Annotated in this window: 16 protein-coding genes; 10 read left to right on the top strand and 6 right to left on the bottom strand. The window is 33.2% G+C overall.

What is annotated here, in order from left to right; all coding sequences use genetic code 11:
• Window positions 1-233: 233 nt before the first annotated feature.
• From I5M07_RS15835 to I5M07_RS15810, 6 genes are all read right to left on the bottom strand, one after another.
• Window positions 234-551, bottom strand: a complete 318-nt coding sequence (locus I5M07_RS15835; RefSeq protein WP_200107425.1) for a type II toxin-antitoxin system RelE/ParE family toxin — start codon at window positions 549-551, stop codon at window positions 234-236.
• A complete protein-coding gene (locus I5M07_RS15830; protein ID WP_200107424.1) occupies window positions 551-790 on the bottom strand; it encodes a hypothetical protein in 240 nt (79 codons plus the stop codon). The genes I5M07_RS15835 and I5M07_RS15830 overlap by 1 nt, the downstream gene beginning before the upstream one ends.
• A 479-nt stretch (window positions 791-1,269) precedes the next feature.
• The gene (locus tag I5M07_RS15825) at window positions 1,270-2,853 is read right to left on the bottom strand and encodes an MFS transporter (protein WP_200107423.1); all 1,584 of its coding nucleotides are present in this window, start codon (window positions 2,851-2,853) and stop codon (window positions 1,270-1,272) included.
• Between the two features lie 3 nt (window positions 2,854-2,856).
• Window positions 2,857-3,903, bottom strand: a complete 1,047-nt coding sequence (locus I5M07_RS15820) for an HlyD family secretion protein (RefSeq protein WP_233622087.1) — start codon at window positions 3,901-3,903, stop codon at window positions 2,857-2,859.
• Between the two features lie 24 nt (window positions 3,904-3,927).
• Window positions 3,928-5,283 carry a TolC family protein gene (locus I5M07_RS15815; protein WP_200107422.1) on the bottom strand — a complete coding sequence of 452 codons (1,356 nt, stop codon included), beginning with the start codon at window positions 5,281-5,283 and terminating at the stop codon, window positions 3,928-3,930.
• A 118-nt stretch (window positions 5,284-5,401) separates the two neighbouring features.
• Window positions 5,402-6,247: an AraC family transcriptional regulator gene (locus tag I5M07_RS15810; protein WP_200107421.1), complete on the bottom strand. Its 846-nt coding sequence runs from the start codon at window positions 6,245-6,247 to the stop codon at window positions 5,402-5,404.
• Between the two features lie 671 nt (window positions 6,248-6,918).
• On the opposite strand from I5M07_RS15810, the gene I5M07_RS15805 reads away from it, so the two are divergent.
• The 10 genes from I5M07_RS15805 (at window position 6,919) to I5M07_RS15760 (ending at window position 17,875) form a co-directional block, all read left to right on the top strand.
• Window positions 6,919-7,341, top strand: coding sequence for an adenylyltransferase/cytidyltransferase family protein (locus tag I5M07_RS15805; protein ID WP_200107420.1), 423 nt, complete (start codon window positions 6,919-6,921; stop codon window positions 7,339-7,341).
• Window positions 7,342-7,486: 145 nt separating this feature from the next.
• On the top strand, window positions 7,487-8,467 hold the full coding sequence (locus I5M07_RS15800; RefSeq protein ID WP_200107419.1) for an SDR family oxidoreductase: 981 nt from the start codon (window positions 7,487-7,489) through the stop codon (window positions 8,465-8,467).
• 184 nt (window positions 8,468-8,651) lie between these two features.
• On the top strand, window positions 8,652-9,932 hold the full coding sequence (locus I5M07_RS15795; RefSeq protein ID WP_200107418.1) for a nucleotide sugar dehydrogenase: 1,281 nt from the start codon (window positions 8,652-8,654) through the stop codon (window positions 9,930-9,932).
• Between the two features lie 26 nt (window positions 9,933-9,958).
• Entirely contained in the window at window positions 9,959-11,365 is a 1,407-nt protein-coding gene (locus I5M07_RS15790) for a lipopolysaccharide biosynthesis protein (RefSeq protein ID WP_200107417.1), read from the top strand.
• On the top strand, window positions 11,362-12,348 hold the full coding sequence (locus tag I5M07_RS15785) for a polysaccharide pyruvyl transferase family protein (protein WP_200107416.1): 987 nt from the start codon (window positions 11,362-11,364) through the stop codon (window positions 12,346-12,348). Before I5M07_RS15790 ends, I5M07_RS15785 begins: the two co-directional genes overlap by 4 nt.
• 1 nt (window position 12,349) lies before the next feature.
• The gene (locus I5M07_RS15780; protein WP_200107415.1) at window positions 12,350-13,360 is read left to right on the top strand and encodes a glycosyltransferase family 2 protein; all 1,011 of its coding nucleotides are present in this window, start codon (window positions 12,350-12,352) and stop codon (window positions 13,358-13,360) included.
• A complete protein-coding gene (locus I5M07_RS15775; RefSeq protein WP_200107414.1) occupies window positions 13,347-14,633 on the top strand; it encodes an HAD family hydrolase in 1,287 nt (428 codons plus the stop codon). Before I5M07_RS15780 ends, I5M07_RS15775 begins: the two co-directional genes overlap by 14 nt.
• Window positions 14,611-15,690 carry a glycosyltransferase gene (locus I5M07_RS15770; protein WP_200107413.1) on the top strand — a complete coding sequence of 360 codons (1,080 nt, stop codon included), beginning with the start codon at window positions 14,611-14,613 and terminating at the stop codon, window positions 15,688-15,690. Before I5M07_RS15775 ends, I5M07_RS15770 begins: the two co-directional genes overlap by 23 nt.
• Complete coding sequence (locus tag I5M07_RS15765) at window positions 15,687-16,796, top strand: right-handed parallel beta-helix repeat-containing protein (RefSeq protein WP_200107412.1); 1,110 nt, start codon at window positions 15,687-15,689, stop codon at window positions 16,794-16,796. Before I5M07_RS15770 ends, I5M07_RS15765 begins: the two co-directional genes overlap by 4 nt.
• Entirely contained in the window at window positions 16,796-17,875 is a 1,080-nt protein-coding gene (locus I5M07_RS15760; protein ID WP_200107411.1) for an acyltransferase family protein, read from the top strand. The genes I5M07_RS15765 and I5M07_RS15760 overlap by 1 nt, the downstream gene beginning before the upstream one ends.
• The last annotated feature ends 27 nt before the right edge of the window (window positions 17,876-17,902 follow it).

The following is a 17,902-nucleotide window of genomic DNA, read 5'->3' as shown; positions in this document are numbered from 1 at the left end:
AAATACGAAAAATAGTATTAAAATAAAAATAAAACACCTGCTAATTGAACCCCTAAACCCTTAACTTAATGACATTGGAGGAGGGCTAGGGAGGTGTTTTAAAGGCCTAGTTGAAAGTGAAGGGTGAAGGGTGAGGAGTGAAGAGTTAGTAGTTTAAAGTTTAAAGCTTATTGCTTATAGTTGAAAATTAATAAGTACGATAGCATAACAGCTAGGTGGGTGGGCAGCTGGCTTTATTTTGTTCGCTTAATTGTAATTGGATTTTGTCTGGTGTCAAAAACATCAGCAATTTTTATAAGCTTTAATTTTTGATCAACGGAATAAATAATTTTATAATTTTTACAAATTAAATATCTATAGGTTTCTTCTCGATCAATTAATAAATCTTCGATTTGAAACATTTCGGGATTATTTAGAATTGTGTTTGGTTCGGCTAAAAGTTTTTGGAGTAAATTTTTAGCAACTTTTAAGCTTGCTTTTTTAACATAATATTCAAAAATTTCATCAAGTTGGTTTTCTGCAAAATTTGACCAAATAATTTCGTAAGGCATTAACTAAATTTTTTTAAAAGCTCTGAAGTACTTTTATATTCGCCATTTTTAAAATCATTTTCAGATTGGTCAATTCTGTTATTAAATTCTTTCATCGACATAGGATTAAAATCGTTGTCCTCCTCAATTACATAACCCGATTTTTTTCTCAATAAATTTTCAAACTGCGAAATTACTTCTTCACTTTGTAGTTTAAGAAAAGCTTGTATAAATTCTATTTTTCTAGTTTGTATATCCATTTCAAAATATTTTTATCAAATTTACAAATTATCTTAGAAACCAAGTTTGTTTACTCCTATTTTTTGCTTGCTGAGGAGTGAACAGTTAGTAGTTTACAGTTTACAGGTGAAAATTTAATGATTTAAAGATTAAGACTCACAATTGATAGTTGATAATTGACAGTGAAGAGTGAGTAGTGAATGGTGAGTAGTGAATGGTGAATTGACAATTCATAATTCACCATTCATAAAGTGTTATGACTATGGCCTATTGCTTACAGGTGAAAATTTAAAGATTTAAAGATTAAGTCTCACAATTGACAATTGATGGTTGATAATTGACAATTCACAGTTCACCATTAATAAAGTGTTACGCCTACAGCTTAACGCCTACCACTTCCAATTGATATTCACAATTGACAATTAACCATTCATAAAGTGTTGCGCCTATAGCCTATTGCCTAGAGCTTAAAGCCTACTATGCGCCATTCACAAAGGTGTTAATTAATCCAGAGTTTGTTTTTGACGATGGTTAGGGAGCGTTTGAGGTGTTGGTTGAGGGCAATTAGGATGATTAACAGTACGAGGGCGTAGCCGACGATGGTGAAAATTTCCATGTTTGCTAATAGTGTGCTTTGTTGGCTGAGGGTTCCGAAGACTTTTTTTATGGCCAAGGTGTGGGCGTCATCGGGGGTGTAGCCTTTTGCCATAAAACCTTGTGTGGCTTTGCTGAGGGCATCTTGTGTTTCGGGGCTGTTGGGGGTTACCCATTGACTTAGTTTTAGAAAATGTTTTTTGTGTAAATAAACGGATGCGTGTTGCATAATGCAAAACCCGATGGTGCTTCCCCAAAAGCGACCGGACACGGCCACGGTTCCTGATGCGGCGGCTAGTTTTTCGGGTGCGGAGGAAACCATGAATAAAACCAAAGGCACAAATAAAAGTCCCACCCCAATGCCTTGTAGTACATAGGGAATGAGTAAGTCTTCTAGCGCAATATCACTTACAAAAAGGAAGGTAAACCAAAAATGATAAATGGTTAAAAGGGTAAAACCCATGATGAAAATGTATTTGGTTGGCATTGCTTTCATTAAGAAATAAGCGGCCAAAACCAATCCGATTACATTACCAAATCCGTTGATGTATTGTACAGCGGCTACTCGTGCCGGTTCCCAATGCCAAATGGAATACATGGCGCTATGACAAAGGCTTAACGTAGCTCGGCTGATGTAAAACAAAAAAAACAAGACAAATCCGATTCGGATATTGGCATAGCGCAAGACATTCAAATCGAATGATGGGCGTTTGTGGGTGTATTGTCGGAACACAAACAGCCCACTTGTAATTAAAGACAACATTAACATAAGGACCATTTCGGTCGACTGCAAGCCGTATTTTTTTTCGGCATAAACAAAAAAATAAGCTCCCGATAAAATAGCAGTTAGTACCAAAATATACCCGATCCAATCTACTTGGTATAGAGGGATTTTCTTGGTGATGCGATGCCCTTTAAAGGTAATCATGATGAGCAATACGTTGATTATTTGGAGGAAACCCGAAACGTAGAGCATGTATTTCCAATCGTAATGATCTAAAAACCAAACGGCAATATTCATGATAAAAGCGGTCGACAGCAGCAAGGAACCGTAATAAAACGTAAAGCCAATGATAACGGCATTTTTCGAGTTAAAGCGTTCAATCAATAATTGCCTAATCGTAATAACGGGTAATGCCATTAAGACCCCTTCTACCATTCTGAGTATGATAAATATCGCAAAGTGGGTCACATAAGCCGATGCCATGATGGTCATCCCTATCAAAGAAAAAACGGCCATTAAATAGTTTTTGGTGGGGAAAAAACTAGAAAAACGACTTTCAATTAATACCGTAGCCAATAAGGTACCGTAGGTGACACACATGGCAAACTGTAAATCTTCGGGTTCGATATCCAAGAAACTGGCCGCATACGCCACATTAGAGGTATATACCCCCAATAGGATCATCGAATGCAACAAGCACACAAATAGAATCCCGATAATGGCCCAGTTGGGCACCCAGGATTTAAAAATACTTGACTGATTCATTTTTTATAGGTGTTCAGCAATTACTTTAATATTCATTCCCGCTCTTAGAAAGTCTGTATTGGCATTGTTTTCTTCCAACTTAATTTTCACCGGAATGCGTTGTTCGATTTTGACAAAGTTTCCGGTTGCGTTATCGGGTTGCACTAGCGAGAAACGGGCGCCACTTGCTGGCGACAGCGAGGTGATGGTCCCTGTAAATTCGGTGTTGCGTATCGCATCGGCTTCAATGGTTACTTTTTGCCCTATTTTTAAATATTGCAATTGTGTTTCTTTAAAATTGGCGGTCACCCATTTTTCTTTGCTGACCATTGACACCACCGTTTGTCCTTCTTTGATTAATTGTCCGATTTGCATCGTTTTTTTACCCACCCAACCGTCGTAGGGTGCTGTGATTACGGTATAGGATAAAAATAAAGCGGCATTATCGGCGATGGCTTTTTTGGCCTGAATGAGCGTTTGGGAAGTCGGCACATTGGCCGCTGCTTGCTCCGTACTTAAATTCGCTAACTGAATGCGGTTTGCTATTTCTTGGTAATGTGCTTGAGCGGCTTCGTAGTCGGCATTTACTTTTTCCAATTGTTGTTGGGTAGCGGCATCTTCTTGCACCAGTGCTTTATACCGGTCGTACTCCAATTTGGTTTTCCATACGGCAGTTTTGGCTGCTTTTAATTGCGCTTCGCCAATGGCGGTATTGCTTGCTGTGGTGGCCACATTGCGTTCGGCTACCACACTATTTTGTTTGGCGGCTTTCCAATCGGCTACAGCGGCTTCCCATTTTGATTGGTATTCGCGGTTGTCGATTACGATTAGGGTATCGCCTTGGTGTACGAACTGGTTTTCCTCGTAGCGAATTTCTTGAATATAGCCTGTGACTCTTGCCATGACGGGGGTTACGTATTGTTCAATTTGGGCATCGTTGGTTTCTTCGTGGTTTTGGTTGAAAATGAAAAACCAGATTCCCAAAAAGAGACCACTTGCCACCAGTGCAAAGGCTACTAGTTTTACGATTACCTTAAAAATATTGTTGCTTTTTTTATCTTGATTTGCCATATCCTGTATTGCTAGGTGGTTATTTTAGTTTTCTTCGTGTAGTAAGCCGGCGGTATGTAACAATTCGTAGTGTTTCATTGCGGCGTCTATTCGGGTTGCTATTTTTTCGTATTTGGCTTCTACTAACGCATTATCAGCATCTACCATTTCGGTGATTAACGCCAATTGGTTGAGGTATTTTAGTTTTACGATGCGGTAATTTTCATCGGCTAAGGCTACGGCCTTGTCGACCACCGCAAATCGTTCTACCACCTCTTCGTATTGGGTATGGTTTTTATATAATTGATCCAACACCTTGTCTTTGGTTATTTTGGCTTCTCGTTCTTCCCATGCTATTTCCGTTTTGGCTTTTTGCACTTTGATTTTATTTTTGTACAAACCCGAAAGGTCAAAACTCGCTTCGATGCCCACTTGACCTAAGCTGTACAAATAGGGATCTGGTGGAAAAAACATATAGTTGGGGTATTTTAAATTGAAATTGCCAAAGAACTGTATTTTCGGCAGGTAATTCCCTTTTACGAGTTTCAACTCTGTTTTTTTTATGTCGATCTCTTGATTGGCCATTCGTATTTCTTCGTTTTGTACCGATTTAGCCGCATAGCTTTCATACGAATCGATTCCGTTTTCCAAGATAGTCGCCGTGGTGTCAATGCTGATTTCTTGTTCTTGTGGTATTTGCAGCAGCGTTTTGAGATTATGGAGTTCGATTTGGATGTTTTTCGAATTGGTTAGCGCACTGAGTTTGCGGTCCGAAAGTTGCAGTTCGGTACGCAGCACTTCGTTTTTGGTCACCGTACCGTGTTTTTGCAAGGATTGTACTTCTTGCAATCGCTTTTTTTCTTCTGCAATGTTATCTTCGATGATTTTTTGCAGCGCCATTAATTTGTAAATTCCCAAATAATTGCCAATCACGGCGAGTTGAATGTCGCTCTCTACCTTTTCCTGATTCACATCCGCTTTGTTTTTTTGCTGATTGGCGATGGTAATGGCATTGTTGATTTTGTTTCCGGCATAAATGGGCATTTTGATTGCGGTACCCACATGATAGATTTCGGGAATGGTATGCACGACGTCTTTTCCTTTTAGAAAACCCTCTTTGAATTCGGTTAGATTCGTAATGCGCGAATAGGATCCGCTGAGTTCGATCTCGGGTAAACGACGTTCTTTGTTTTCTTGGCTGTTTTGATCGGCAAGCGTCACTTCGAGTTGTGCTTGCAAAATGTGGTCGTTGTTTTCTTTGGCAAGTTGTACGGCTTCTTTTAGGGATATGATTTGGGTTTGTTGCGCCTGCAAGGAGTGGATTCCGAGTATAAAAAGGCTACAAAAAAGCACTTTTTTTAGCAAGGAACAGCTGCTGATAATCGATTTTTTACGGAACATAATGGCCTCAATTAGTAATGGTGCAAAGTTCCGACCTTTTTTCGATGACTGTTATCTTTAAAAAGACAAGAAGATATTCATTTCGGACAATTTGTTACCAAAATATACCGGGATTTGGTTAGTGTGTAACTCCTTCTATACGAGTTCGTTTCTTTAGTATTTCTTCTCGGTTAAGGTAATCGGAGGGGCGTTGGCCTAAAATCTTATAAAACGTGTTGCTGAAGGTGGGCACGCTGGAATAGCCGACTTCTTGTGCGATTTCTTTTATAGAAAGCTTCTCGTCTAGTAACAATTCAATTGCTTTTAGCACGCGACGAATGGTATAGTATTGCATGAAGGACATGCCTACATCTTTTTGGAACAAGCGGTATAGGGAACGTTCACTGAACCCAAATTGCTTGGCGATGTCTTCAAACAGGATGGTTTCGCCTAAATTACTTTCGATATAGCGCAGGATTTTAGCGAGTCGCTCGTCTTTCGGCAAAGGCAATTCTAGCGGTAAATTGACCAAGCAAATTTGCGGTAAAATGGCTTTTATGGCGCTGGCAATGGTAAAATTAGGGCTGCCTTTTGTTAGATCGCCGTTCCAACGGTTGGTAAAAAGCATCATTTGCAGCAATAAATTGTTTACGGGGTAAATGCCTTCTTCTTGGTAGAATTCGTTTTCTTTCGCTTCGACGGGGAAGTATAAATTCCGCATAATGACCTTGTCTGATTTGGGGTGTATGCTGTGTGAAACGCCACTTGGTATCCATATAAAATGCCTGGCGGGCAAAAAATAGGTTTTGGTTTCGGTGGTGACAAAGACCACATCGCCTTCGGCATAGAGGAGTTGTGCTTTTTCGTGTTTGTGCGTTGGAATAAAAAGTTCGCCCATCAAATCGTGGTGGCAATAAATGCTTTTTTTGTCTGAATCGACTTTATCAATGTAGTATTTGTCTACTTTGTGATGGGCTGCTTCCATTTTGATGGGGGTTTGGGTAGGTGTGAAGGTAGGAATTTTTTTTTGTAGGTAGATTGTTTTTAGTGGGTTGTGGGCAATGGGCAATGGGCAATGGGCTGTGGGCAGTGGGCGGTGGGTTGTGGGTTGTGAGTTGTGGGCAATGGGCAATGGGCAATGGGCTGTGGGCAGTAAGTTGTGGGTTGTGAGTTGTGGGTTGTGAGTTAGCAGTTCAGTTAGTTTGTTGCAGTTTACAGCCTATAGCCTATTGCTTACAGCCTATAGCTTTATGCCTACCCTTCTCCACAACTATAGCAGTGTAACCCTTAACGGGAAAAGAAAACTGAAAGAGAAACTCTGCTATTGCATCATGAGTTACTGTTTACGCTTAGGCGAAATTAAAGTCTTTTATACTGTTAGTTACAAAATGTGCGGGTCACTAAATTTAGTGATTTTTTAAAGTGGGGGTTTTTATTAAGGTTTGGGTGGGAGCGGGTTAGGTTTATTTACGGTGGCATTTTTTTGTTGGAGGTGGTAAGGTGGTTTTTAGGTATTGAATTACAAGTTTTAAAAACTTATATTTGCGATCCTAGTTTGTTGGAAAATTCTTTACATTATTGTGTGTAAGGAACGCGGAGCTGTGTAAGAATGTGTGCTAGGATATGTTTTTTATAGTTTTATTAATGTGAAAAAATATGAAAGTAGGAATTACTTTTAGTGCTTTTGATTTGCTGCATGCTGGGCATATTAAAATGTTGGAGGAGGCAAAACGGCAATGTGATTATTTGATTGTGGGTTTGCAAACGGATCCTACTTTGGATCGCCCGGAGAAAAACAGGCCTACGCAGACGGTTGTAGAGCGCTATATACAGTTGAAAGGATGCCGGTTTGTGGATGAAATTGTGCCTTATGCTACCGAGCAAGATTTAGAGGATATTTTGCGTTCTTTTCAAATTGATGTCCGTATTCTTGGTGTTGAGTATGCCGAGCAAGATTTCACGGGTAGATCGTATTGCGAATCTAAGGGTATTGCGCTGTATTTTAATGTCCGTGACCACCGCTTTTCTAGCAGTAATTTGAGGAAAGAGGTGGCTGAAAAACAATTGAAAAAGATATAATGATTGATCGATTTTCCTTGTAATGATTTGCAAGGGGAGTCGATTTTCAATTTTAGCCTTTTTATTAAATAAGCAACGTCTTGTTTTTTTGAGAAAGAAGAAAACAGTTGCTTGTGTTGCCTGAACATAACGTTTTATTATAAAAATGAAAGAAAAAATTTTAATTACAGGAGGAGCTGGGTTTATCGGTTCTAATCTTACCGACTATTTTTTAGGTAAAGGCTATGCTGTGGTGTGTCTGGATAATTTTGCTACGGGACACCGGCATAATGTGGAAGGATTTTTAGCGCATCCTGGTTATCGTTTGATAGAAGGGGATATTCGCAATTTGGCGGATTGCCAAGCGGCTGTTACAGGTGTACAATATGTTTTGCATCAGGCTGCTTTGGGTTCGGTACCACGTTCGATACATGATCCGATTACCACTAATGAGGTGAATGTTTCGGGGTTTTTGAATATGCTTGTGGCTGCTCGTGATGCTAAGGTAAAGCGTTTTGTGTATGCAGCGAGCTCGTCTACCTATGGAGATTCTCAAGGCTTACCTAAAGTAGAAGACGTTATCGGTAAGCCCTTGTCGCCTTATGCTATTACGAAATATGTAAACGAATTGTATGCGGAAATATTTAGCAAAACCTATGGATTAGAAACCATCGGATTGCGTTATTTTAATGTGTTTGGTCGCCGACAAGATCCCAAAGGGGCTTATGCGGCGGTGATTCCGAAATTTGTCATGCAGTTTATGCAATACGAAAGTCCGGTTATTAATGGCGATGGGGCATATTCACGTGACTTCACCTATATCGATAACGTCATTCAGATGAACGAATTGGCGATGACTACAACGAATCCTTTGGCAGTGAATACGGTTTACAATACGGCCTATGGCGACAGAACTACTTTGAAACAATTGGTTGCGCTTTTACAAGAAAATTTACAGGTTTTTGACTCTAAAATTGGTAAAGTGGAGGTGGTGTATGGTCCTACTCGAGCGGGTGATATTCCGCATTCCTTAGCGAGTATTGACAAAGCGAAAACATTATTGGGTTATAATCCTCAATTTTCTATTCAAGAGGGGTTGAAAGAGGCAGTGGCTTGGTATTGGGAGAATTTGCAAGTTGAGGGTTGATAGACAAAGTATTAAGTATTAAGTATTAAGTATTAAGTATTAAGTATTAATGTTTTAGAATTCACCATTGACCATTTACAAATAAGATTGAAGTATTTTGTTTAGAGCTTGAAGCTATTGCCTACAGCTAGAAATAAAAAATCTGAAGTGAGGTTTTAAAATTTAAGGATTAAAATATAATATAATGAGTATAAAAATAGCTGTTATAGGATTAGGGTATGTGGGGTTGCCGTTAGCACGTTTGTTTGCTACAAAGTATCCCGTAGTTGGTTTTGATATTAATCAAAGTCGTATAGCTGGTTTGCGTTCGGGAACCGACAGTACACTGGAAGTGTCGGATGCCATTTTGCAAGCGGTGTTGGTTGAAGATTTAAATGGAAAATCGACAGGTTTGTTATGTTCTTCTGATTTGAATGCTATTGCCGATTGTACTTATTATATTGTGACGGTACCGACTCCCGTTGATAAAAACAACCGTCCAGATTTGACTCCGCTTTACAAGAGCAGTGAGACAGTGGCGAAGGTTTTGAAAAAAGGAGATATTGTGATTTATGAATCTACCGTTTATCCTGGGGTGACGGAAGACGAGTGTGTTCCGGTTTTGGAAAAAATATCGGGATTGCAATTTAATGTGGACTTTTTTGCGGGTTATTCGCCTGAGCGAATCAATCCAGGAGATAAGGAGCATACAGTTGAAAAAATCCTAAAAGTTACGGCTGGTTCAACACCAGAGATAGGAATAAAAGTTAATGAATTGTACCAAAGTGTGATTACAGCAGGAACCCATTTGGCACCGACTATAAAAGTAGCCGAAGCGGCCAAAGTAATCGAAAACTCCCAACGCGATATCAATATTGCTTTTGTGAATGAATTGGCCAAAATTTTTAATTTATTGGATATCGATACCCATGCCGTATTGGAAGCGGCTGGAACCAAATGGAATTTCTTGCCCTTCAAGCCAGGTTTGGTGGGGGGGCATTGTATTGGAGTTGATCCCTATTATTTGGCACAAAAAGCACAAGAGGTGGGTTATCATCCAGAAATTATCTTGGCCGGTCGCCGCTTGAATGACTCTATGGGCGACTATGTGGCTTCGCAGGTGGTGAAGTTGATGATTAAAAAAGGTATTACGATTAAAAATGCTTCCCTATTGATGTTGGGAATTACGTTTAAAGAAAATTGTCCCGATGTACGTAACACTAAAATAGTTGATGTGATAGCGGTCTTAGAAGATTATGGCGTAAAAGTAACTACATATGATCCTTGGGCCAACCCAGCAGAAGTAGCACACGAATACGATCTGCTAAGCGTTAACACTTTACCCTCTGAACAATTTGATGCTGTAGTTTTAGGTGTTGCGCACAAAGAGTTTTTAGATCTGGATTTTGATATCTTGAAAAAAGAAAATTCGATTGTTTATGATGTAAAAGGAATACTTTCTGGTGAAGCAGTTTATAAACTGTAAATTTTATCTGATAATTTATATAGTTTATGTCAGATAGTAAGACACTTTTAAAAAATACTTTAATTTATACGGCTGGGAATTTCGGAGCTAAAATACTTTCTTTTTTGTTGATCCCTCTGTATTCTTATTTTTTGACAAAAAGCCAATTGGGGATGTATGATTTAATTATAACCTCAGTTCAATTATTGTTGCCAGTAGTTTCTTTACAAATGAACGAAGCTGTTTATAGATGGTTATTAGATTGTGGAGATGACATTAATTTGAAAAGAAAAGTTTTAAAGCAGAGTGCTTTTATTATGGGTTGTACTTTTGTTGTGGTTCAAGTTCTTATCTTAATAGTTCGCCAGTATCATGAAATACCTCACATAAAAGAGTTTTCATTTTTAATTTTTACATCAAGCATTCTCCCTTTTCTCCAGCAAATAACTAGAGGAGTAGGTAAAACAAAATTATATTCTTTAGCAGGTATACTAAACAGTATATTCATTTTTGGAATAACGATATTGTTTTTGTATATGCCATGGTTTGAGGATAAAGTACAAGGGATTTTTTACTCATTGATTATAGCAAATGTTTTAACAAGTCTTTTTTTGTTTGTAAGTTCTAATATTTATTTTCGAGGATTTTTTGAAACTGAATTGGATTTTGAATTACAAAAATCTTTAATAAGATATTCACTTCCTTTAGTTTTGAACACGTTAAGTTGGTGGGTTATTAATGCTTCTGATAGATATATAATTTTAGAGTTTCTTAATATTGAAGATAATGGAATTTATGCAATTTCAACAAGACTCCCCTCCTTGCTTACAATTATTAATACAGTGTTCATGTTGGCATGGCAGGATTTAGTTATTTCTGATAAGAATGATAAAAATCCAATTTATTCTAAAGTATTTAATAATTATATTTCTTTTAATCTTACGTTAACTTTAATACTCATTGCTGCAAACCCTTTAATTTGTCATGTTCTTTTTGATATTAATTTTTTTGAATCTTGGAAATATGCCCCATTTTTATATTTAGGTTCTTGTTTCTCTTCACTTTCGGGCTTTTTGGGTGCTATATATTTAAAAAGTAAACAGACTAAAGGAATCTTAATTACAAGTGCCATAGCTGCATTAATTAATATAATTATTTCTGCTGGATTAATTAATTTAATAGGACTGCATGCTTGTGTATTAGGAACTTTTTTTAGTTTTTTAACTATGTTTATTATTAGATATAAACAAACAGTTAAAGTGATTCAATTAAATTTGAATGTTAAAAATATAGTTGGACAGACATTTTTGGTGTTATTCTTTACTGGAATTCTGCTCTATTTTGAAAGTTTAATATGTTCTGCACTGTTAACTTTTTTTGCAATAACATTTTTTTATATAATTAATAAAACTAGTTTAAAAACAATTTTTACAAAAATACTAAATACAAGATGATAAAATTAAATTGTAATAAGACTGAAATATTAAAATTACAAGAAATAATAGAAGGTAAACTTTCTCCTTTAATAGATAATGATTTTGTTTTATTGGATATACCAAACCATAGAAATGTAGGCGATTCATTAATTTGGAAAGGTGAATTAGAGTATTTTAAAAGACTTAAGTATTCTTGTTTAAAACAATTTAATCGTTACACTTTTAATGAATCTTCTATTCAATCTTCAAATACTGTTATTTTACTTCATGGAGGAGGAAATTTTGGAGATATATATTCCTCATCTCAATCATTCAAGAAAAAAGTTGTTGAAAATTTTCCCGATAACAAGATTATTATAATGCCACAAACAATTTTTTATGAAAATGAAAAGAATAAAGTAAATGATTTTGCAATATTCAATAAACATAAAAATCTTTATATATGTGTTAGAGACAAAATTTCATATGATATAATTTCACAAATGTTTGATAATGATAGAATTTTATTATTGCCTGATATGGCTTTTTTTATTAATCTAGATGAATTTATAGTGAATGAAAAATCTAATAAGAGTTTATTTCTGAATAGAACTGATGGAGAAAAAGTAGATAATAAATATAGTGATGTTTTTATTGACAAAGAAGTAGATGTGTTAGATTGGCCTACTTATAATTCATCAAATAAAAGACTTAATGTTTTAAGTAATTATGTTGAGGCCTTAGATGGTAAAATTTGTAATATTTTAAAATATATTCCTATAGTTAATTTATGTATCCACCCTTCTTATGGATTTAAAAATAGAAGAGGAATGGATAAACATGTCGAAACAGGAATTAATTTTATAAACAAATACGATATTATCTATACAACAAGGCTACATGGTATGATTTTAAGTGTTTTATTAAATAAGGAAGTAATTATTCTAGATAATTCTTATGGTAAAAATCGTGGTTTTTATGATGCATGGCTTAAGAATTTTAATAATTTAAAATTGTTGTAAAATGATTCCTTTAATATCTGTGATTTTGCCAGCATACAATGCAGAAAAGTATTTAGCAGTTGCTGTTGACTCTATATTGAGTCAAACTTTTTCAAACTTTGAACTTTTAATTATTAATGATGGTTCATCTGATGATACAGAAAGTATTGTGAAGTCATTTAATGATGTGCGCATAAAATATATTAAAAATGTGCTTAATTTAGGGTTGATTGCTTCTTTAAATAAAGGGATTTCATTAGCTACAGGCAAGTATATCGCTAGAATGGATGCAGATGATCTCTCTAGACCAGAAAGATTTGAGAAACAAGTTACGTTTTTAGAAAACAATCCAGACTATGTAATATGTAGTTCTGCAAGAACTGAATTTACAGATAATTCAGAAATTAAACATAATAGTTATTTACCTATAGATGATACATCGATTCGTATTTCTGCAATATTTAGCACTCCATTTACACATCCATCTGTTATGTTTAAGAAATCTGTTTTTGTAGATAATGATTTACAATATAGTCCTAATTTTAAATATGCCGAGGATTACGAATTGTGGGTTAGATTTTTATCCTATGGGAAAGGATACAATTTTAGTGAAGTTTTAATTGATTATAGAAATACACCAAATAGTCAAACAAGTGTGGGCGGCATTGATTATCAAGAAAGAAAGAATACTATATCAAAAATCCAGCAAAGTGCATTGAAAAATATTGGTTTAACTTTATCTCCTAAGGATTTAGATTTTCTTTTTATGTTATCATTGAGTGAATACATCTGTAAAGTTGATTTTGAAATTTATACCATTTCCTATATAAAAGATTTTTTTAATTTGTTGCAAATTCATTTTGAAAAACTTTATCCCGAAGAGAAATCAAAAGTTTATTCTGTTTTAGGTAAAAGATACCTAAAAATAATTGTTTTTAATAAAAGGAAATTGACAATTTCAGAAATTACACGTTTAACCAATTTTAAACTAATAGCAGGTGCTATAAAAAATCTTAGAAATGGAAAAAAATAAATTAACGAGAAATAATTTTATATTATGCAATTTATTTTCTACTATAATAACTTTTCTATATATTTTTAAGGTGCCTGTTGTTTTTGTTGGTGTTTTTTCTATTTTAATTATGGGGTTACTTTATTTTAGATTCTATAAAAAAATTAATTTTGATTTTTTTTTATTATTAATGTTAGTATATACCTTACCATTCAGTTTTATATCTATCTTAGGAGAAAGTTTTTTAAGTTTATTTGTTATTATACAATTAATCTTGACATTATATTTATTTGGTAATGGTAAATATTATTATAAAAATATTTCTTTACATATATTATGTTTGATTAGTCTTTTTTTTATTTTAATTGTGTATACAATTAGTCAAAATATAAACCCAGATTATTATTTTGAAAGCTTAATTAAAATTTTATTATTTATTTTGATGATTTTGGTCGTTTCGACTAAAGCAAAAATAAAAAATAATGAAATTGATCAACTTTTAAAAGCTTATGTTATAAGTGCTTTTATTTCTGGTTTAGCCGTTTTAACACAATATTTGTTCTTCAAATATTTAGGACGAAATGATATCGGATTGCAGAGTGAAATGGGGGCAACAAGATTGGGGTTTGCAGGATTATTTTATGATTATAGTATTTCCTCTGTTTTCATTGCATCATCAACTATAATACTGATTCATGAAAAAATAAATAAAAAAATATTATTTACTAAATATATTGATATTGCATTGATGCTTTTTTTAATTTTTTTTAGTGTTTTAACTTCTGCAAGAACTGGGATAGCATCTTTATTTGTTGTATTTTGTATATTATTGATCTATTTTAAAAAAATAAAATGGATTCTTTTAAGCGTAATAATTGCATTACCTGTTGGTAAAATTATATTATTTATTTTTGAAGAAAATAGAGGTACAGATCTATCAAACGATTCAGGAAGATTAGCTAATTATCTAGATGCAATTGTTTTTTTTCAGGACAATTTTTTATTTGGTGCAAAATTTTTAGGATATTTTGAAATATCGCATAAGATGCTTGCGCATAATTTTTTGCTAGATTTTTTAGTTCAATATGGTGCTATTTTTTCAATTGTATTGATCTTTATTTTTGCTTATATTTTAGTTACGGCATATAAAATTAAGCCTGTATTGTTTTTTTTATTTTTATTAATGATTGTAGGAGGTAATTTTCATGCTTCATTTTTAAATACCCATTATATTATGATTCCAATTATTTTAATTCTAGCTTTAAAGAATTATGAAACTTTATCATGTAATTAATAGTTTGAGATTTGGTGGAGCTGAAAATCTTGTAGTAGATTTATTGGTTCAGTTCAATGCTACTGTTGAAGGAAAGATAGTAATAATTTTATTAGATGGAGTGGAGACACCTTTAAAAAGAAAACTATCCGAACACAAAAATATAAATATTGTTAGCTTAGGAACTTCACTATATTCTCCAAATATATTTATTCAATTAATTAAATTGTTAAAAGATGCAGATGTAATTCATGTGCATTTATTTCCTGCGTTATACTGGGTTAGTCTAACTCATTTTTTTTCATGTAATAAAGCAAAACTCATTTTTACCGAACACAGTACTGAAAATAATAGACGGAATAAATTGATTTTTAAAATTTTGGATCGTATTATTTATAATCAATTTTATAAAATAGTCTGTATATCAAATTCAACCCAATCTAATTTATTGAAACATATCGGATTAGGATATGAAAATGTTTGTACCATTATAAATAATGGTGTTAATTTAAAACAAATAGATGATTCTATTGCTTTGAATAGAACAGAAATAGCTTGTAACAAGAATGATATTATATTGTTACAAGTAGCGAGTTTTCGAGCTGCTAAAGATCAACCTACTGTGTTAAAAGCCTTGAGCAAGTTGCCTCAAAATGTGAAGTTGGTCTTTATAGGAGAAGGTCCTTCTTTAAAATCTTGCCAATCTTTAGCTGCTAAATTAAATATAGAAAAGAGAGTTCATTTTTTAGGAATTAAGAGCAATGTAGGCGATTATATGAAAATGAGCGATATAATAGTTGTTTCGTCAAATTATGAGGGTTTTGGGATCGTAGCTGTTGAAGGTATGGCATGTAGAAAACCAGTTATAGCTTCAAATGTGCCGGGCTTATCTGAAGTTGTTATAAATCATGGAGTTTTATTTGAAAAAGGAAACAGTGAAGAATTAAAGAATAAAATAGTTCAATTGATAAATAATCAATTGTTGTACGAACAAATATCAGACAAATGCTTTTTACGAAGTCGTGCTTTTAATATTAAATTAGTTGCTCAATCCTATCTAAATTTATATAAAAAATGAAAAAGCTATTTGTTTGTGCATGTATATTTTTAAATACTTTACTATTTGCCCAATTTAAATATAATGAAGTACCACTTAATTATATTAAGACTGTCGATATGGGAAATGATTATTTAAAATATTTGCATAGTGCTTATGATTTGGCTCAGGTACTCCCTAAAGGATTTGTAAAGGATGGAAGTATAGAATATACAGAATACATCCAAAGTGCATTAAATAAATATAAAATTGTAAAATTACCTAATTTTCCACTAGCAGTAAATAATAAAGGTTTGTCGTTAAGTTCTAATAGTGTTTTGATTTTTGATAAAAATTCTGAATTAATAATGATTCCCAATAATAAAAATGGATATTCTCTTATTCAAATAGTAAATAAAAATAATGTTAAAATATATAGTCCTAAACTTACTGGTGAGAGAGATAAGCATTTTGGTGTAACAGGGGAATGGGGAATGGGAATTAGTGTTAAAAATTCTGATAGCGTTTGGGTTTTTAATTGTAATATAAAAAATTTTTGGGGCGATGGTATTTATATTGGTGGAGTAAAATGCTCTTCTAATATTAATATTTCAGGAGGTTTTTTGGATAATAATCGAAGAAATGGGATTAGTATTATAAATGGAGATAAAATTTCATTAAATAATTTAGTTATCTCAAATTCAAATGGAATAAATCCTATGACAGGAATTGATATTGAACCAAATGATAATTCTAATATTTTAAGTAATATTTTCCTAGATAATATTATAACTTATAATAATGGAATTAGTGGTTTGTCTATGTATTTAGGTAGGCTTAAATCATTAAAAATTAATGTAGATATAGGGATTTTTGTTAATAATTATAGAGATATATATTCTAAGCGCGGAATTTCATTCTCGAATGTGAAATCTTCAAAATTAAAAGAACTTGGTGGAGAGATTAAGCTTTCTAATTTTTATTTAATTGGAAATAAAGTGCCTATAGCTTTTTTGTTTCATAACACTTCTTTGGATAATATTGTACTTAGTATGAAGAATTTCAATATTCTACATAAGGATAAAACAAAGTACATGAATGATATTAAGGAATTTCAAGAAAAAAAAATTATTTATAATAGAAATTAATGCAAGATCAAAAAATCAGAATTTCATTTTTAGATGGTATCAGAGGAGCCAGTGCTTTATTTGTTGTTTTATTTCATGCTATGCTTTTTACTAAAAGCGGATTTCATTTCTCAGATAATTTATTCCTTAATGTATTACAAAAGATAAATTCTATTGGACATATTTCTGTTTCAATATTTATTGTCCTATCTGGTTTTTGTTTAGCAATTCCTGTAGTAAATAATGATCTTTTATTAAAAAAAGGTTTTATAGTATATATTAAAAGGAGGTCAAATAGAATTATTTTCCCGTATTATATGGCGCTACTTTTTAGTATTATTTTATATTATATTTTTCCAATACTCCAGGAACCAGCTAATACTGTTTGGGATAGCAAGATTCCATTAACAGCACCAAGTGTAATTGCGCATGTTTTTTTAGTTCATAATTGGAATGTAGATTGGATTTATAAAATAAATGGAGCTCATTGGAGTGTTGCTACTGAATGGCAAATATATTTTGTGTTTCCAGTACTATTGTTTTTTTGGAGAAAATTTAATCTGATTACAGCCATTTTTTTTAGTCTAATTCTAACGATTATACTATACAAACTAGTTCCCTTTGCTGAACCACAATTTATTTTATTATTTTTTATGGGAGTTATTTCAGCTTATTTTACATTTTCAAATTCTTTCGAAATAAATGAAGTTCAATTATTGCCATGCTGTTTGTTATTGTTTATTCCTATGTGTTTAGCAGTTTATTATAAATTCCCTGCTAAAGCTATATATCAGGTTTTTTTCGGATTAAATTTCGCCTTTTTATTATATCTATTAACGAAGATTCAATTAAATGGTTTGTCTAATAAATTAATTAATGTTTTGTCTGGTAAGTGTCTCGGTTTTTTGGGTAAGATATCCTATAGCTTATATTTAATTCATGGGCCAATATTAGCTCTTTTTAATCTTTATCTCATGAAATATTTTATAATAAGTTATAATAATACATTGATGATTATGTGTTTTTTAGTAGTTCCATTTTGTGTTTTAATTTCATATGGATTTTACTATTTAATAGAAAGAAAATTTCAAAATAATTAGTCGTAATGAGACTCTAAGTTTTTATTA

It is taken from the genome of Flavobacterium agrisoli, assembly GCF_016522065.1.
Lineage (GTDB): Bacteria > Bacteroidota > Bacteroidia > Flavobacteriales > Flavobacteriaceae > Flavobacterium > Flavobacterium agrisoli.
This window is presented reverse-complemented; position numbering and strand designations above follow the sequence as displayed.

What these genes read in the sequence shown, in the direction of transcription:
- I5M07_RS15835 (WP_200107425.1), bottom strand. Translation starts at nt 551, where the DNA reads ATGCCTTACGAAATTATTTGGTCAAATTTTGCAGAAAACCAACTTGAT.
- I5M07_RS15830 (WP_200107424.1), bottom strand. Translation starts at nt 790, where the DNA reads ATGGATATACAAACTAGAAAAATAGAATTTATACAAGCTTTTCTTAAA.
- I5M07_RS15825 (WP_200107423.1), bottom strand. Translation starts at nt 2,853, where the DNA reads ATGAATCAGTCAAGTATTTTTAAATCCTGGGTGCCCAACTGGGCCATT.
- I5M07_RS15820 (WP_233622087.1), bottom strand. Translation starts at nt 3,903, where the DNA reads ATGGCAAATCAAGATAAAAAAAGCAACAATATTTTTAAGGTAATCGTA.
- I5M07_RS15815 (WP_200107422.1), bottom strand. Translation starts at nt 5,283, where the DNA reads ATGTTCCGTAAAAAATCGATTATCAGCAGCTGTTCCTTGCTAAAAAAA.
- I5M07_RS15810 (WP_200107421.1), bottom strand. Translation starts at nt 6,247, where the DNA reads ATGGAAGCAGCCCATCACAAAGTAGACAAATACTACATTGATAAAGTC.
- I5M07_RS15805 (WP_200107420.1), top strand. Translation starts at nt 6,919, where the DNA reads ATGAAAGTAGGAATTACTTTTAGTGCTTTTGATTTGCTGCATGCTGGG.
- I5M07_RS15800 (WP_200107419.1), top strand. Translation starts at nt 7,487, where the DNA reads ATGAAAGAAAAAATTTTAATTACAGGAGGAGCTGGGTTTATCGGTTCT.
- I5M07_RS15795 (WP_200107418.1), top strand. Translation starts at nt 8,652, where the DNA reads ATGAGTATAAAAATAGCTGTTATAGGATTAGGGTATGTGGGGTTGCCG.
- I5M07_RS15790 (WP_200107417.1), top strand. Translation starts at nt 9,959, where the DNA reads ATGTCAGATAGTAAGACACTTTTAAAAAATACTTTAATTTATACGGCT.
- I5M07_RS15785 (WP_200107416.1), top strand. Translation starts at nt 11,362, where the DNA reads ATGATAAAATTAAATTGTAATAAGACTGAAATATTAAAATTACAAGAA.
- I5M07_RS15780 (WP_200107415.1), top strand. Translation starts at nt 12,350, where the DNA reads ATGATTCCTTTAATATCTGTGATTTTGCCAGCATACAATGCAGAAAAG.
- I5M07_RS15775 (WP_200107414.1), top strand. Translation starts at nt 13,347, where the DNA reads ATGGAAAAAAATAAATTAACGAGAAATAATTTTATATTATGCAATTTA.
- I5M07_RS15770 (WP_200107413.1), top strand. Translation starts at nt 14,611, where the DNA reads ATGAAACTTTATCATGTAATTAATAGTTTGAGATTTGGTGGAGCTGAA.
- I5M07_RS15765 (WP_200107412.1), top strand. Translation starts at nt 15,687, where the DNA reads ATGAAAAAGCTATTTGTTTGTGCATGTATATTTTTAAATACTTTACTA.
- I5M07_RS15760 (WP_200107411.1), top strand. Translation starts at nt 16,796, where the DNA reads ATGCAAGATCAAAAAATCAGAATTTCATTTTTAGATGGTATCAGAGGA.